Origin of the sequence: Streptomyces olivaceus, assembly GCF_000721235.1 — a bacterium.
Taxonomy (GTDB): domain Bacteria; phylum Actinomycetota; class Actinomycetes; order Streptomycetales; family Streptomycetaceae; genus Streptomyces; species Streptomyces olivaceus.
Genome location: NZ_JOFH01000014.1, coordinates 161,457 through 176,397, shown reverse-complemented (window position 1 = coordinate 176,397; position 14,941 = coordinate 161,457). Strand labels below are relative to the sequence as shown.

The 14,941-nt window shown below is 68.1% G+C and carries 14 protein-coding genes; 7 read left to right on the top strand and 7 right to left on the bottom strand.

Annotated elements, in window-relative coordinates; translation table 11 throughout:
- Positions 1-62: 62 nt before the first annotated feature.
- From rplI to rpsF, 4 genes are all read right to left on the bottom strand, one after another.
- Complete coding sequence (rplI, locus tag IG94_RS0116740) at positions 63-509, bottom strand: 50S ribosomal protein L9 (protein ID WP_031036618.1); 447 nt, start codon at positions 507-509, stop codon at positions 63-65.
- An 18-nt stretch (positions 510-527) separates the two neighbouring features.
- A complete protein-coding gene (rpsR, locus tag IG94_RS0116735; protein ID WP_003949403.1) occupies positions 528-764 on the bottom strand; it encodes a 30S ribosomal protein S18 in 237 nt (78 codons plus the stop codon).
- A gap of 46 nt (positions 765-810) precedes the next feature.
- On the bottom strand, positions 811-1,404 hold the full coding sequence (locus tag IG94_RS0116730; protein ID WP_031036615.1) for a single-stranded DNA-binding protein: 594 nt from the start codon (positions 1,402-1,404) through the stop codon (positions 811-813).
- Between the two features lie 79 nt (positions 1,405-1,483).
- On the bottom strand, positions 1,484-1,774 hold the full coding sequence (gene rpsF, locus IG94_RS0116725) for a 30S ribosomal protein S6 (protein WP_019324683.1): 291 nt from the start codon (positions 1,772-1,774) through the stop codon (positions 1,484-1,486).
- Between the two features lie 275 nt (positions 1,775-2,049).
- On the opposite strand from rpsF, the gene IG94_RS0116720 reads away from it, so the two are divergent.
- The 3 genes from IG94_RS0116720 (at position 2,050) to IG94_RS0116710 (ending at position 4,773) form a co-directional block, all read left to right on the top strand.
- Positions 2,050-2,355, top strand: a complete 306-nt coding sequence (locus tag IG94_RS0116720) for a hypothetical protein (protein ID WP_031036613.1) — start codon at positions 2,050-2,052, stop codon at positions 2,353-2,355.
- A 167-nt stretch (positions 2,356-2,522) separates the two neighbouring features.
- Positions 2,523-3,644 carry a peptidoglycan bridge formation glycyltransferase FemX gene (gene femX / locus IG94_RS0116715; RefSeq protein WP_031036611.1) on the top strand — a complete coding sequence of 374 codons (1,122 nt, stop codon included), beginning with the start codon at positions 2,523-2,525 and terminating at the stop codon, positions 3,642-3,644.
- Positions 3,645-3,741: 97 nt separating this feature from the next.
- Positions 3,742-4,773, top strand: coding sequence for an alanine racemase (locus tag IG94_RS0116710; RefSeq protein WP_031036607.1), 1,032 nt, complete (start codon positions 3,742-3,744; stop codon positions 4,771-4,773).
- Between the two features lie 124 nt (positions 4,774-4,897).
- Here the strand turns inward: IG94_RS0116710 and IG94_RS0116705 are convergent, their stop codons facing one another.
- Both IG94_RS0116705 and IG94_RS0116700 read right to left on the bottom strand, forming a co-directional pair.
- On the bottom strand, positions 4,898-6,409 hold the full coding sequence (locus IG94_RS0116705; RefSeq protein WP_031036605.1) for a glycosyltransferase family 87 protein: 1,512 nt from the start codon (positions 6,407-6,409) through the stop codon (positions 4,898-4,900).
- Between the two features lie 121 nt (positions 6,410-6,530).
- Entirely contained in the window at positions 6,531-9,203 is a 2,673-nt protein-coding gene (locus IG94_RS0116700) for a transglycosylase domain-containing protein (protein WP_211269671.1), read from the bottom strand.
- A gap of 352 nt (positions 9,204-9,555) precedes the next feature.
- Between IG94_RS0116700 and IG94_RS0116695 the strand changes: the two genes are divergently transcribed.
- From IG94_RS0116695 to IG94_RS0116680, 4 genes are all read left to right on the top strand, one after another.
- Complete coding sequence (locus tag IG94_RS0116695) at positions 9,556-10,233, top strand: PadR family transcriptional regulator (protein ID WP_031036599.1); 678 nt, start codon at positions 9,556-9,558, stop codon at positions 10,231-10,233.
- Between the two features lie 44 nt (positions 10,234-10,277).
- Positions 10,278-11,360, top strand: coding sequence for an inositol-3-phosphate synthase (locus IG94_RS0116690; protein WP_031036596.1), 1,083 nt, complete (start codon positions 10,278-10,280; stop codon positions 11,358-11,360).
- Positions 11,361-11,438: 78 nt separating this feature from the next.
- Positions 11,439-12,701: an MFS transporter gene (locus IG94_RS0116685; protein WP_031036593.1), complete on the top strand. Its 1,263-nt coding sequence runs from the start codon at positions 11,439-11,441 to the stop codon at positions 12,699-12,701.
- A 119-nt stretch (positions 12,702-12,820) separates the two neighbouring features.
- Positions 12,821-13,330: an LppU/SCO3897 family protein gene (locus tag IG94_RS0116680; protein WP_031036591.1), complete on the top strand. Its 510-nt coding sequence runs from the start codon at positions 12,821-12,823 to the stop codon at positions 13,328-13,330.
- 105 nt (positions 13,331-13,435) lie between these two features.
- On the opposite strand, the gene IG94_RS0116675 is transcribed toward IG94_RS0116680, so the two are convergent.
- Positions 13,436-14,902, bottom strand: a complete 1,467-nt coding sequence (locus tag IG94_RS0116675; protein ID WP_031036588.1) for a CCA tRNA nucleotidyltransferase — start codon at positions 14,900-14,902, stop codon at positions 13,436-13,438.
- Positions 14,903-14,941: the final 39 nt, after the last annotated feature.

Here is a 14,941-nt window from a genome sequence, read left to right as displayed (position 1 = left end):
AGGGGCCGCATCACCCTGGCTGGGTGATGCGGCCCCTCTCATCGCTTGAGTGAGCACAGGGCTCAGCCGGCGACGACCTCGACGCTGACCTTGGCGTCAACCTCGGGGTGCAGACGCACGGACGTCTCGTGAGCGCCCAGGGTCTTGATCGGCGAGCCCAGCTCGATGCGGCGCTTGTCGACCTCGGGGCCACCGGCAGCCTTGATCGCCGAAGCGACATCGGCCGGGGTGACGGAGCCGAAGAGACGACCGGCGTCGCCGGAGCGGACGGCCAGACGGACCTTCACACCCTCGAGCTGGGCCTTCACCTGGTTGGCCTGCTCGATGGTCTGGATCTCGTGGATCTTGCGAGCACGACGAATCTGCTCGACGTCCTTCTCGCCACCCTTGGTCCAGCGGATAGCGAACTTCCGCGGGATCAGGTAGTTGCGAGCGTAACCGTCCTTGACGTCGACGACGTCGCCCGCGGCACCGAGGCCGGAGACCTCGTGGGTGAGGATGATCTTCATGATTCGGTCACCCTTCCCTTATCGCGCGGTGGAGGTGTAGGGCAGCAGCGCCATCTCACGGCTGTTCTTCACGGCCGTGGCGACATCGCGCTGGTGCTGGGTGCAGTTGCCGGTCACGCGACGGGCACGGATCTTGCCGCGGTCGGAAATGAACTTCCGCAGCATGTTCGTGTCCTTGTAGTCCACGTACGTGACCTTGTCCTTGCAGAACGCGCAGACCTTCTTCTTCGGCTTGCGCACAGGCGGCTTAGCCATGATGTTTCTCCTGTGTGATCAAGAAGTGTGGGTAGAGCCCGCCCGCTTAGAAGGGGGGCTCGTCCGAGTAGCCGCCACCGCCGCCGGAGCCACCGCCCCAGCCGCCGCCGCCCTGGCCGCCGCCACCCTGCTGACCGCCGGCGGGAGCACCGCCGGTCGCCCAGGGGTCGTCGGCCGGAGCGCCGCCGCCCTGCTGACCGCCGCCGGGGCCGCCGCCCCAGCCGCCGCCACCCTGGCCGCCGCCACCGCCGCCGTAACCGCCCTGGCCACCGCGGCCCGAGGTCTTGGTGACCTTGGCCGTGGCGCTGCGAAGGCTCGCGCCGACCTCGTCGACGTCCAGCTCGTAGACCGTGCGCTTGACGCCCTCACGGTCCTCGTAGGACCGCTGCTTCAGCCGGCCCTGCACGATGACGCGCATGCCTCGCTGGAGCGACTCGGCGACGTTCTCCGCCGCCTGGCGCCAGACCGAGCAGGTCAGGAAGAGGCTCTCGCCGTCCTTCCACTCGTTCGTCTGGCGGTCGAAGGTGCGGGGAGTCGACGCGACACGGAACTTCGCGACGGCCGCACCGGACGGGGTGAAGCGCAGCTCGGGGTCGTCGACAAGATTGCCGACGACCGTGATGACGGTCTCGCCTGCCATGGGGAACCTCTCGGCGGGTTTGCTGCTCTGGCTGCTTGGTTGCTGCTACTCGGATCCCGGGATCAGCTGAGCGGAAAGCTCAGTGGGTCTCGGGACGGAGGACCTTGGTCCGGAGGACCGACTCGTTCAGGTTCATCTGGCGGTCGAGCTCCTTGACGACCGCAGGCTCGGCCTGCAGGTCGATGACCGAGTAGATGCCCTCGGGCTTCTTCTTGATCTCGTACGAGAGCCGACGACGGCCCCAGGTGTCGACCTTCTCGACCTTTCCGCCGCCGTCACGGACGACGGAGAGGAAGTTCTCGATCAGCGGGGAGACAGAGCGCTCCTCGAGATCGGGGTCGAGGATGACCATCACCTCGTAGTGACGCATGTGGAACCCACCTCCTTTGGACTCAGCGGCCACGGTCGTTCCGTGGCAGGAGGGTTGCGATGCGTTCGCACCGGCATCAATGAGTTAACCAGGGCCCACTGACAATCGGGCCTCCTGCGGAGAGGGGACCCGGACGTGGCCGGCAACAGACACCGGTGCGGAAGGTACAGCGTACCCGGCTGTCGGCCTGCGGTTGAAATCCGGCTCCCGGGGGACACAATCGATAGTCAGGGATGTGAGGGCGAAGACACACTGCCTTCGGCAGGAGGTTCTCCATGGCACAGATCATGCGACCCGCCAAGCCCCGGACCGGCTTGCTGGCCACCGACGGCAGACCGCACCCCCTCCAGGACGCGCTGCTGGCCGTGGCCCTGGTGCTCGGAGCCCTCGCCCTGGCCACCGCGAGTTTCCGAGGGCTGCACATCCTTACCTCGTGGGCCGGGCTGCTGGGCGTCCTGACCGGCGGATACGGGCAGTACGTCTCCGCGACGACGCGTAAGCGCTTCGGCCTCGTGCTGGGGCTCGGCGCTTCCGCTCTCGGTCTGTTCTTCGGCATCTACCACGGCGGGCTCTTCGGCTGAGCCCGGCCGTCCCCCCGCCGGGAGAGACCGGTAGCCACCGGGAACCACCGGGAGGCAAGCCCTTCCGGCCGTACGCCGGACGGGGCGCTCACAGGGCGCAGTAGGCTTCGCGCGAGAGCCGGAGCCCCTGTACCCATGGGGACACCCCAGCCCGAGGAGCGCCCCGAATGAGCCTGACCCTGAGGACCATCAGCCGCGAACAGCATCTGGCGTACATCCAGAGTCTGCCGGCGGCGAGCCACATGCAGGTCCCGGCATGGGCTGACGTCAAGGCGGAATGGCGCTCGGAGAACCTGGGCTGGTTCGACGACCGGACCGGCGAGCTGGTGGGCGCGGGTCTCGTCCTGTACCGGCAGCTGCCCAAGATCAAGCGCTACCTCGCGTACCTCCCCGAGGGCCCGGTCATCAACTGGTACTCGCCGAACCTGCAGGACTGGATGGAGCCGATGCTGGCCCACCTCAAGCAGCAGGGTGCCTTCTCGGTCAAGATGGGGCCGCCGGTCATCATCCGGCGCTGGGACGCCGCGTCCATCAAGAAGGGCATCCAGGACCCGGACGTCAAGCGCCTGCGGGACATAGAGGCGGACCACATCGAGCCGCGCGCCTTCGAGGTGGCCGACAAGCTCCGCCGCATGGGCTGGCAGCAGGGCGAGGACGGCGGCGCCGGCTTCGGCGACGTGCAGCCGCGCTACGTCTTCCAGGTGCCGCTGGCCAACCGGTCCCTGGAAGAGGTCCACAAGAACTTCAACCAGCTGTGGCGCCGCAACATCAAGAAGGCCGAGAAGGCCGGCGTCGAGGTCGTCCAGGGCGGTTACCAGGACCTTGAGGAGTGGCAGCGCCTGTACGAGATCACGGCCGTGCGCGACCACTTCAGGCCGCGCCCGCTGTCGTACTTCCAGCGCATGTGGGCCGCGCTCAACAGCGAGGACCCCAACCGCATGCGGCTCTACTTCGCGCGGCACAACGGGGTGAACCTGTCCGCGGCGACGATGCTGGTCGTCGGCGGACACGTCTGGTACTCCTACGGGGCCTCCGACAACATCGGCCGCGAGGTCCGGCCCTCGAACGCCATGCAGTGGGCCATGCTCCGCGACTCCTACGCCCTGGGCGCCACCGTCTACGACCTGCGCGGCATCTCCGACTCCCTGGACGAGAGCGACCACCTCTTCGGCCTGATCCAGTTCAAGGTGGGTACGGGCGGTCAGGCGGCCGAGTATCTCGGCGAGTGGGACTTCCCGCTGAACAAGCTGCTCCACAAGGCCCTCGACATCTACATGTCGCGCCGCTGACCCCGCTCCTCTCCCCGCCCCGATCCACCCCCCTTCGATCAGTACCTCCGACCGATCAGTACCTCTGACAGCCACCAGAAAGGTTCCAGGTCCGGCCATGGCGCTCACGCTCTACGTCGACACCGCGCGCTGGCGGGCGCACCACAAGCACGTGCAGGAGCAGTTTCCCGGGCTGGTCCCGGTCTGCAAGGGCAACGGCTACGGCTTCGGGCACGAGCGGCTGGCGGAGGAGGCGACGCGGCTGGGCTCGGACGTGCTGGCCGTCGGCACCACCTACGAGGCCGCCCGGATCAAGGACTTCTTCGGCGGTGACCTGCTGGTCCTGACGCCGTACCGGCGCGGCGAGGAACCCGTTCCGCTGCCCGACCGGGTCGTGCGGTCGGTGTCGTCCATCGACGGTGTGTACGGCCTGGTCGGGGCGCGCGTGGTCATCGAGGTGATGTCCTCGATGAAGCGGCACGGAATCGCCGAGCAGGACCTGCCCCAGCTGCACGCCGCCATAGAGAACGTGCGGCTGGAAGGCTTCGCCATCCACCTGCCGCTGGACCGCACGGACGGCTCGGACGCCGTCGAGGAGGTCATCGGGTGGATGGACCGGCTGCGCGCGGCCCGGCTGCCGCTGCACACCATGTTCGTCAGCCACTTGAAGGCCGACGAACTGGCCCGGCTCCAGCAGCAGTTCCCGCAGACCCGCTTCCGCGCCCGCATCGGGACCCGGCTGTGGCTGGGGGACCACGACGCGACCGAGTACCGCGGCGCCGTCCTGGACGTCACCCGGGTGGCCAAGGGCGAGCGCTTCGGCTACCGGCAGCAGAAGGCGGCCTCCGACGGCTTCCTGGTGGTCGTGGCGGGCGGTACGTCGCACGGCGTGGGCCTGGAGGCTCCCAAGGCGCTGCACGGCGTCATGCCGCGTGCCAAGGGCGTCGCCCGGGCCGGCCTGGCCACGGTCAACCGCAACCTCTCGCCTTTCGTGTGGAGCGGCAAGCAGCGCTGGTTCGCAGAGCCGCCTCACATGCAGGTGTCGATCCTGTTCGTGCCCTCCGACGCGGCGGAGCCCTCGGTGGGTGACGAGCTGGTGGCCCATCTGCGGCACACCACGACGCAGTTCGACCGCATCCTCGATCGCTAGCGGCGGGCCGCGCCGAAGACGCACACCGGTGAGGAGGCCGTGCACGAAGCATCGTGCACGGCCTCCTCGTCGTGATCACACCGATTGCATCGACGGCACCACATGGCGCCGCGCGGGGGTTCGCTCAGAGTGAACCGTCCGCCTGGCTCCGTGTGCCCCACTTCACCTGGGCCCCCTCCTCGAAGTGGGCGGCCGGCTGCTCGGTCCGGCCCGCGGGTCCGAGGACGAAAACGTCATCCGCACCGTCGAGCACGCCACCCGACGGGTCGTCGTCGCCGGTGCGCCGAACCGGGTCCCGGTCCGGCATCAGGATGTCCCGCACGACCATGACGCACAGATACAGCGTTCCCAGCAGATGCAGGGCGATGGCCCAGTGGTAGCCGTCCGTGGGCAGTCCCTTGTGGGCGTCCCCGCTGGTCGTGTAGGCGAGATACATCCAGATTCCGAGGAAGTAGGCCACCTCGCAGGCCTGCCAGATCAGGAAGTCCCGCCACTTCGGCCGGGCCAGCGCGGCCAGCGGCACCAGCCACAGCACGTACTGCGGCGAGTAGACCTTGTTGGTGAGGATGAACGCGGCCACGATCAGGAAGGCCAGCTGAGCGAAGCGCGGCCGCCTGGGGGCGGTCAGCACCAGGGCGGCGACGGCACCGCAGCACAGCAGCATCAGCAGGGTGGCGAGGGTGTTGACGGTCTCGGTGCTGGGTGGGCTGTCGGAGTTCTGGACCAGGATCAGCCAGAAGGACCCGAAGTCCACGCCCCGTTCCTGACTGAACGTGTAGAACTTCGACCACCCGTCGAAAGCGAACAGCATCACGGGGAGGTTCACCACGAGCCAGGCGACGGCCGCGCCCCCCAGGGCTGTGCCAAACGCCCGCCATTTTCCAGCCCGCCAGCACAGGACGAGCAGCGGTCCGAGGATCAGGAACGGATAGAGCTTGGCGGCCGTGGCCAGGCCGAGCAGAATCCCGAAAGCGAGCGGACGCCGCCGCGACCACATCAGCATCGCCGCGGCCGTCAGCGCGACCGCCAGCAGGTCCCAGTTGACGGTGGCCGTCAGCGCGAAGGCGGGAGCAAGGGCGACCAGCAGGCCGTCCCAGGGCCGCCGGGTGTGCGTACGGGTCACACAGACGGCGATGACGGCCGCGCAGACCATCAGCATCCCGGCGTTGACCATCCAGTACCACTGCTCCTGGTCCTGGATGGTGCCGCTGCCCGGGGTGAGCCAGGACGCGACCTCCATGAAGACGCCGGTCAGCACGGGGTACTCGAGGTACTCCATGTCACCGGGGAGCTTGTCGAAGTACGGCACGAGTCCGTCGACGAAGCCACGCCCCTGGTAGAGGTGCGGGATGTCCGAGTAGCACGCGTGCGTGTACTGGGAGCTGGCGCCGAAGAACCAGGCGCCGTTGTAGCAGGGCGCCTTCTGGACGAGGCCGAGGGCGAACATGCCGATCGCCACCAGCGCGATCACCCGCACGGGAGTCCACCAGGATCTGCCGAACAGGGCGTGCCGGCCGACGGGGCCGCCGATCAGCTCGCTGCCTGCGGCGGCCACCGGGTCCTCCCGGGTCGACCGCACCGCGTCCGGCTCGTGCACGCTCGCTGGCGTCGATTCTGCGCTGGGCATGGGGCACATCCTGCCGTACGCACCCGGGAACACGCCGGGGCCGCCGCACCCTCGTGGATGCGGCGACCCCTGTTTCACGTGAAACTTGCGGGCGTTTCACGTGAAACACCCAGACCGGACGTTCCGGCGGCTATCCGTTCCGGCCGGCGAACAAGCCGCCGCCGTCCTGGCCACCTCCGCCGTCGTCTTCTCCACCCGTCTCACTGGGCGACGAAGACGGCGACGGACTGTTTCCTCCCGGGCCACCGTTCTCGTTGCCCGTGGAGTCGTTTCCGCCGTTCTCCTCGTCGCAGTTCCACTCGAAGACACCACAGGTGTTGCTCGGCGAGGGCGGCGTCGAGGGAGTGGACTCACTCTCGCTGGGCGAGGACGACGGCGACGGAGTCGTCTCCTCCTCCGTCTCGGACGGCGAGGGAGTCGGGCTCGGCGACGGGGCGTCGTTGAGGACCTCGCCGATGGGCTCGGGCTTCGGGAACTTCTCCGCCTTCGTGCCCTTCAGCGCCTCGGCCATGTAGTCGTGCCAGATCGTGGAGGGGAAGGAGGCACCGTGGATCTTCTTCTCGCCACCCGTTCCGAACATCTCCAGGAACTTGCGGTCCTTCATGGTCTCGTCGTCCGGGTAGCGGAACATGCTGATCGCGGTCGACAACTGCGGGGTGTAGCCGACGAACCAGGCGGACTTGTTGCCGTCGGTGGTACCGGTCTTGCCGGCCACCTCACGCCCGGGCAGCTGGGCGTTGGTACCGGTTCCCTTGTCCACCACGGTCTTCAGCACGTTCGTGACGTTGTCCGCGACCTTTGCGGTGAACGCCTGCTTGGTCTCCACCTTGTGGCTGTAGACCGTGCCGTCCTTGTCCGTCACCTTGGTCACGGAGAACGGCTCACGCTGCTTGCCGCTCTCCGCGAAGGTGGCGTACGAGCCCGCCATGCGGATGGCGCTCGGGTCCGAGACACCGATGGAGAAGGACGGGTAGCCGGAACCCGCGAGGCTGTCCTCCAGAAGCCCCGCGTCGGTGGCGGCCTCCGCCACCTTGTCCAGGCCGACGTCCATGCCGAGCTGGACGAACGCGGAGTTCACCGACTCCCGCATGGCCTCACGAAGGTCGATCATGTAGTCCGGCGGGGCACCGGCGGGGGCGTCGGCCTGGCCGTCGTTCTCCTGGCGCCACTGCTCGCCCTTCTCGTTCTCCCAGATCGTCCCGTCGTACTCCTTGATCTTGAGGTCGTTCTTGCCGCTGTAGCGGCTCTTCGGGGAGACGACGGTGCGCTCGTCCTGGGCCTGCTGCTCACCAAGGTCGGGATCGCGCACGCCCCACTTCATCGCCGCCGCGAGCACGAACGGCTTGAACGTCGAACCGACCTGGGCACCGGTCACGTCGGCGTTGTTGGTGAAGTGCTTGGTCGCGTCCTGCCCGCCGTAGATGGCCTCGATGGCCCCCGTCTCGGGATTGACGGACGCCCCGCCGAACTGGACGTGGGTGTCGGTCTCAGGCCGCTTCTCGGGATCGATCTTCTCCTTGTAGACGTTCTCGACGGCGGCCTTGAGCTTGTCGACCTTCTTCTTCTCGAAGGTCGTGTGGATCGAGTAGCCGCCCCGTTCCAACTGCTTCTGTGTGACCTTGCCGCTCTTGATCACGGAGGCCTTGGCGAGGTCGACGAGGTAGCCGGTCTGACCACCCAGCTGCGAGTTCGACCGCGGATTCTCCACCTTGGGAAGCTCGGTGAACTTCGCCCGCTCCTCCTGGCCCAGATGCCCGTACTCGACCATTTTGTCGAGGGTGTCCTGCATCTGCGATGCAGCACGCTTGCGGTTGGCCTCGGGCGTGGCCGCTGTGTCGATCGACTGCGCGCCCGCCGGGTCGTAGTAGGTGGCGCCCTTCAGCATGGCCGACAGGAAGGCGGCCTGCCCCGCGTCGAGGTCGACGGCGTCCACGTTGAAGTACGCCTGCGAGGCGGCCTGAATGCCGTAGGCGCCCCGCCCGTAGTACGCGGAGTTCAGGTAGCCCTGGAGGATGTCGTCCTTGGACACCTTGGAACCGACCTTGATCGACACGAAGATCTCCTTCACCTTGCGGGAGATCGTCTGCGACTGGTCGTTCAGCATCGCGTTCTTCACGTACTGCTGGGTGATGGTGGAGCCACCCTGCGTGTCACCGCCCTTGGCCATGTTGAACACGGCCCGGGCGATGCCCTTGGGGTCGATGCCGCTGTCGGTGTAGAAGGTCTTGTTCTCCTGGGAGATGATGGCGTACTGCATCTCCTTGGGGATCTGGGCGAGATTGACGCTCTGGCGGTTGCGCTCACCTCCCGTGGCCACCATCCGTGAGCCGTCCGCCCAGTAGTAGACGTTGTTCTGCGCCGTGGCGGAGTCGTCTTCGACGGGGATGCTCACCATGGCGTAAGCGAGGCCGGCAGCGGCCACCACGCCACCGAAGAAGGCGATGCACAGTCCGGAGACGAGCCGCCAGGAGGGCACCCAGCGGCGCCACCCGTCCTTGTCGTAGCGCGGGTAGTCGATCATCCGCTTCTTGCCGGGCGGTACCGCGCGACCGGCCCGCCGGCCGGCGCGGCCGGGCTCGGCCGCTCTGCGGCGGCTGCCCCCGCCGCGCTGTGCCGCGCGCCGGGCTTCGGCACGACTGCCGTGCGGACGCTCCTCACCCTCCGGACCGTACGAGCCGGACGGCGACCCTGTGGCGCCTCGCGGTGCCGCACGGCGGCCGGAGGACGAACCGGACTGGCCGCGTCGGGCCGCGGCACGTCCGCCTCCCTGCGGCTGCGGCGGTTTGCGACGGTGCTCGCTCATCGAACGACTACTCCTCGGGCAGGCGCACCTTCGGGCGCCTGGTAAAGGCGGCTGTTTTCCGGTCCCCCCGAAGTACGGATGCGGCCCCTTCCGCATTCACCCGTACTGCACCAGGGACAGGGACGCCCTCACGCGTCACTCGGTTCCCGGTGGTCTGCATGGCGCACAGACTACGCACCGTCAAAACCCCCGAGGCCCGAAGTTCACCTCAAATCAGGCAACTTGCTCACGATGAAACGTTGATGTGATCCCGTTCACCAGTTCCCCTCTTGTCGCACACAGGCGCTCGTTCTATCGTTCTGATGTATCGACTCGATACATCAGCGCGGCATAAGGGCGAGAGGAGGCGACGATGAGCCGGCGATCCGGCATCCTCGAGTTCGCCGTACTCGGCCTGCTCCGTGAGTCCCCCATGCACGGCTATGAGCTGCGCAAACGGCTCAACACGTCACTGGGCGTGTTCCGGGCGTTCAGCTACGGAACGCTCTATCCCTGCCTCAAGACGCTCCTCGCCAACGGCTGGTTGATCGAGGAACCGGGCAACGTCGACGAGGCGGCGGCGTCCCTCACCGGCCGCCGCGCCAAGATCGTCTACCGGTTGACGGCCGACGGTAAGGATCATTTCGAGCAGCTCCTTTCACAGACGGGCCCGGACGCCTACGAGGACGAGACCTTCGCCGCTCGCTTCGCGTTCTTCGGGCAGACGTCGCGTGACGTGCGCATGCGCGTGCTCGAGGGCCGGCGCAGCCGGCTGGAGGAGCGCCTGGAGAAGATGCGTGCCTCACTGGCGCGCACCCGGGAGCGGCTCGACGACTACACGCTCGAGCTCCAGCGCCACGGAATGGAGTCCGTGGAGCGCGAAGTGCGCTGGCTGAACGAGCTCATCGAGAGCGAGCGGGCGGGGCGGGACCTCAGGGGTTCCGCCGCCGAGGGGACCGCTCAACAGGACACGACATCTGGAGCGACGGGCGGCCTGCCCCGGTCCGGGGACGACCCCCGGCCGGATACGCCCGGCGACACCGCCACGTGAGCGCCCAGTCAGGGCCTCACTCGTACACACAGGGAGCAACCGGAATGAGTTCGGTTCGCGTAGCCATCGTCGGTGTGGGCAACTGCTCCGCATCGCTGGTGCAGGGCGTCGAGTACTACAAGGACGCCGACCCGGCGTCCAAGGTCCCGGGCCTGATGCACGTGCAGTTCGGCGACTACCACGTCCGTGACATCGAGTTCGTCGCCGCCTTCGACGTGGATGCCAAGAAGGTCGGTCTCGACCTGGCGGACGCCATCGGCGCGTCCGAGAACAACACCATCAAGATCTGCGACGTGGCGAGCACCGGCGTCCAGGTCCAGCGGGGCCACACCCACGACGGTCTCGGCAAGTACTACCGCCAGACCATCGAGGAGTCGGACAAGGAGCCGGTCGACGTCGTCCAGATCCTCAAGGACAAGCAGGTCGACGTCCTCGTCTGCTACCTGCCCGTCGGTTCCGAGGACGCGGCGAAGTACTACGCCCAGTGCGCCATCGACGCGAAGGTCGCCTTCGTCAACGCCCTCCCGGTCTTCATCGCCGGCACCAAGGAGTGGGCGGACAAGTTCACCGAGGCGGGCGTCCCGATCGTCGGTGACGACATCAAGTCGCAGGTCGGCGCCACCATCACGCACCGTGTCATGGCGAAGCTGTTCGAGGACCGCGGTGTCGTCCTGGACCGCACGATGCAGCTCAACGTCGGCGGCAACATGGACTTCAAGAACATGCTCGAGCGTGAGCGCCTGGAGTCCAAGAAGATCTCCAAGACGCAGGCCGTCACCTCCCAGATCCCCGACCGCGACCTGGGTGCGGACAACGTCCACATCGGCCCGTCCGACTACGTCGCCTGGCTGGACGACCGCAAGTGGGCCTACGTCCGCCTCGAGGGCCGCGCCTTCGGCGACGTCCCGCTGAACCTGGAGTACAAGCTCGAGGTCTGGGACTCCCCGAACTCGGCCGGTGTCATCATCGACGCGGTGCGCGCCGCGAAGATCGCCAAGGACCGCGGCATCGGCGGCCCGATCCTGTCGGCGTCGAGCTACTTCATGAAGTCGCCGCCGGTCCAGTACTTCGACGACGAGGCCCGCGCCAACGTCGAGAAGTTCATCGCCGGCGAGGTCGAGCGCTGACAGGCGCCTGCTCTGCCGAGCTGAGGGTCCCCGGGTCGCGCGACCCGGGGACCCTCCCCGTATGTGAGGCTGTGCCCCATGGCCGTCGTACGTGACCTGCGCGTCCTGCTGCGTCTGCAGGGTTTCCGGCGGCTGCTTGCCGTCCGCCTGCTCTCCCAGGGCGCCGACGGGGTCTACCAGGTCGCGCTGGCCACCTACGTCGTCTTCTCTCCGGAGAAACAGACCTCGGCCGCCGCGATCGCCGCCGCGATGGCGGTCCTGCTGCTCCCCTACTCCCTCGTGGGACCCTTCGCCGGAGCCCTGCTGGACCGCTGGCGCCGTCGGCAGGTCTTCCTCCACGGCAACCTGCTGCGTGCCGCGCTGGCGTCGGTCACGGCCGTGCTGATGATCGCGTCCGTCCCGGACTGGCTCTTCTACGTCTCGGCCCTCTGCGTCACGGCCGTCAACCGGTTCGTCCTCGCGGGCCTGTCCGCCGCGCTGCCGCGGGTCGTCGACGCCGAGCGGCTGGTGATCGCCAACTCGCTCTCGCCGACCGCCGGCACCCTGGCCGCCACCGCGGGCGGCGGCCTCGCTTTCGTCGTGCGCCTGGTGTTCGCGGACTCCGACGCCGCGGTGGTGCTGCTCGGGGCCGCTCTCTATCTCTGCGGGGCGCTGGCGTCCCTGCGCATCGCCGTGGAACTGCTGGGCCCCGACCCCGCACGCGTGCCGCCGCGCCTGTCCTCGGCGCTCGCCGGCATCGCCCGGGACCTGGCGGCGGGCATACGTCATCTCGCCGCGCCCGGGCGCCGGGAGGCCGCCTGGGCGCTCGCGGGCATGACGCTGATGCGGTTCTGCTACGGCGCTCTGCTGGTCATGCTGCTGATGCTCTGCCGATACGCCCTGTCCTCGGACACGGACGAGGGGCTCGCCCTGCTAGGACTGGCGCTGGGTGTCTCCGGAGCCGGCTTCTTCGCGGCCGCGGTGGTCACTCCCTGGGCGGCGGGACGACTGGGGCCCGGCCGCTGGATGGCCGTGTGCGCAGGGACGGCCACGGTGCTGGTGCCGGTATTCGGCCTGCCGTTCGCGACGGTGCCGCTGCTCGCGGGTGCGTTCGTCCTGGGGCTGACGACGCAGGGCGCGAAGATCGCGACCGACACGGTCGTGCAGTCATCGGTCGACGACGCCTTCCGCGGCCGGATCTTCTCCGTCTACGACGTGCTGTTCAACGTCGCCTTCGTGGGCGCCGCCGGAGTGGCCGCACTGATGCTGCCTCCGGACGGCCGGTCCGCGGCCCTGGTCGTGACGGTCACCGTGGTCTACGGAGCGGTTGCGGCAGCTATGGCCCGGTTTGAGGGCCAGTAAGTGTCACATCAGTGACACAGAGCTTCTCCGGAGTGCGGAGTTGTCAGTGGGAGCCGGTAGCTTACGTGGGTCTTATCCCGCGGCATGTCCGCGACACGTACCTATCAGGGGGACCCCCAGTGACCACTCAGCCGCCGCCCCAGGGCAATCCGTTCGCGCAGGGCCAGCCGCAGGCCCCGCAGCAGCCCCAAGGACAGAACCCGTACGCGCAGGGCCAGCAGGGTTTCCCCCAGCAGGCCGGCCAGCCGGGTTTCCCCCCGCCGGGCGGAGCTCCGTACGCACCGGTGCAGCCGCAGCAGCCCAAGCGCGGCTTCAAGCAGTATCTGCGCATCGCGGTGGCCGTCGTGGCCCTGATCGCCATCGGCGTCGGGTGGTACGTGAACCGTGACGCCGAGGATGCGAAGAAGCTGGCTGTCGGTGACTGCCTCTACAACAAGGGGAGTGACAGCGACCCGGAGGTCGTCCAGGTCGACTGCGGTGACACCAAGGCCACCCACACAGTGCTGAAGAAGGCCGACGGCTCCATGGTCCCGCAGCTGACCTGCCAGAGCGTCGAAGGCACGACGGCCACGCTGACCTGGAAGGAGACCGGCGACTCCTTCACGCTGTGCCTGGGAGACAACAAGTAGTCGTCAGAGCGGCTCGATGAGGGGCGGTGTTTCACGTGAAACACCGCCCCTCATACGTGGCTCACCGCGGTGATGTTTCACGTGAAACATCACCTCAGGGCGCGCTCACTGTCGCGCGGCCCACCACTCCTTGAGGGCCGCTGCCGCCGCGTCACGCCCCATCGGTCCGTTCTCCAGGCGCAGCTCCAGCAGGTGCTTGTACGCCTGCCCGACGGCCGGTCCGGGGCGGACACCGAGGATCTCCATGATCTGGTTGCCGTCCAGGTCCGGGCGGATCGCGTCCAGCTCCTCCTGTTCCTGCAACTGGGCGATGCGCTCCTCCAGCCCGTCATACGCACGGGAGAGCGCCAATGCCTTGCGCTTGTTGCGGGTCGTGCAGTCCGACCGGGTCAGCTTGTGGAGGCGGTCGAGCAGGGGGCCGGCGTCCCGGACATAGCGGCGGACCGCCGAGTCCGTCCACTCGCCCGTGCCGTAACCGTGAAAGCGCAGGTGCAGTTCGACCAGGCGTGAGACGTCCTTCACCAGGTCGTTGGAGTACTTGAGCGCCGTCATGCGCTTCTTCGTCATCTTCGCCCCGACCACCTCGTGGTGGTGGAAGGAAACCCGGCCGTCCTTCTCGAAGCGACGGGTGCGGGGCTTGCCGATGTCGTGCAGCAGGGCGGCCAGGCGCAGGGTCAGATCGGGCCCTTCGCTCTCCAGGGCCATCGCCTGCTCCAGAACGATGAGCGTGTGGTCGTAGACGTCCTTGTGCCGGTGGTGCTCGTCCCGTTCCAGGCGCAGCGCCGGCAGCTCGGGCAGTACTTGTTCGGCCAGCCCGGTCTCCACCAGCAGGCTCAGACCCTTGCGGGGGTGGGGGGAGAGGACGAGCTTGTTCAGTTCGTCCCGGACCCGCTCCGCGGAGACGATGCCGAGGCGTCCGGCCATGTCCTTCATGGCCTTGACCACCTCCGGCGCCACCTCGAAGTCGAGCTGCGCGGCGAACCTGGCCGCCCGCATCATCCGGAGCGGGTCGTCCGAGAAGGACTCCTCGGGGGTGCCGGGAGTCCGCAGCACCCGCGCTGCCAGGTCGTCGAGTCCGCCATACGGGTCGATGAACACCTTCTCGGGGAGCGCGACCGCCATGGCGTTCACCGTGAAGTCGCGCCTGACCAGGTCTTCCTCGATGGAGTCGCCGTAGGACACCTCGGGCTTGCGCGAGGTGCGGTCGTACGCCTCCGACCGATAGGTGGTGACCTCGATCTGCCAGCTCCGGTCGACGTCCCCGACACGGGCGTCCTTCTGCGCCCCTACCGTGCCGAAGGCGATCCCGACCTCCCAGACCGCGTCCGCCCAGGGCCGAAGGATCCTCAGCACGTCCTGGGGGCGGGCATCCGTCGTGAAGTCCAGGTCGTTCCCCAGCCGGCCGAGCAATGCGTCCCTGACCGATCCGCCGACCAGGGCGAGGGAGAACCCGGCCTCCTGGAAGCGGCGGGCGAGATCGTCGGCGACAGGGGCGACCCGCAGCGGTTCACTCACCGCGGGGGACTGCTCCCGGTTCAGGACACTGGGGCTGACTTCGTTGGCGTTCGGCACAACAGAAAAGGGTACGTGTCCCGGGCGGAGACAGGCGCC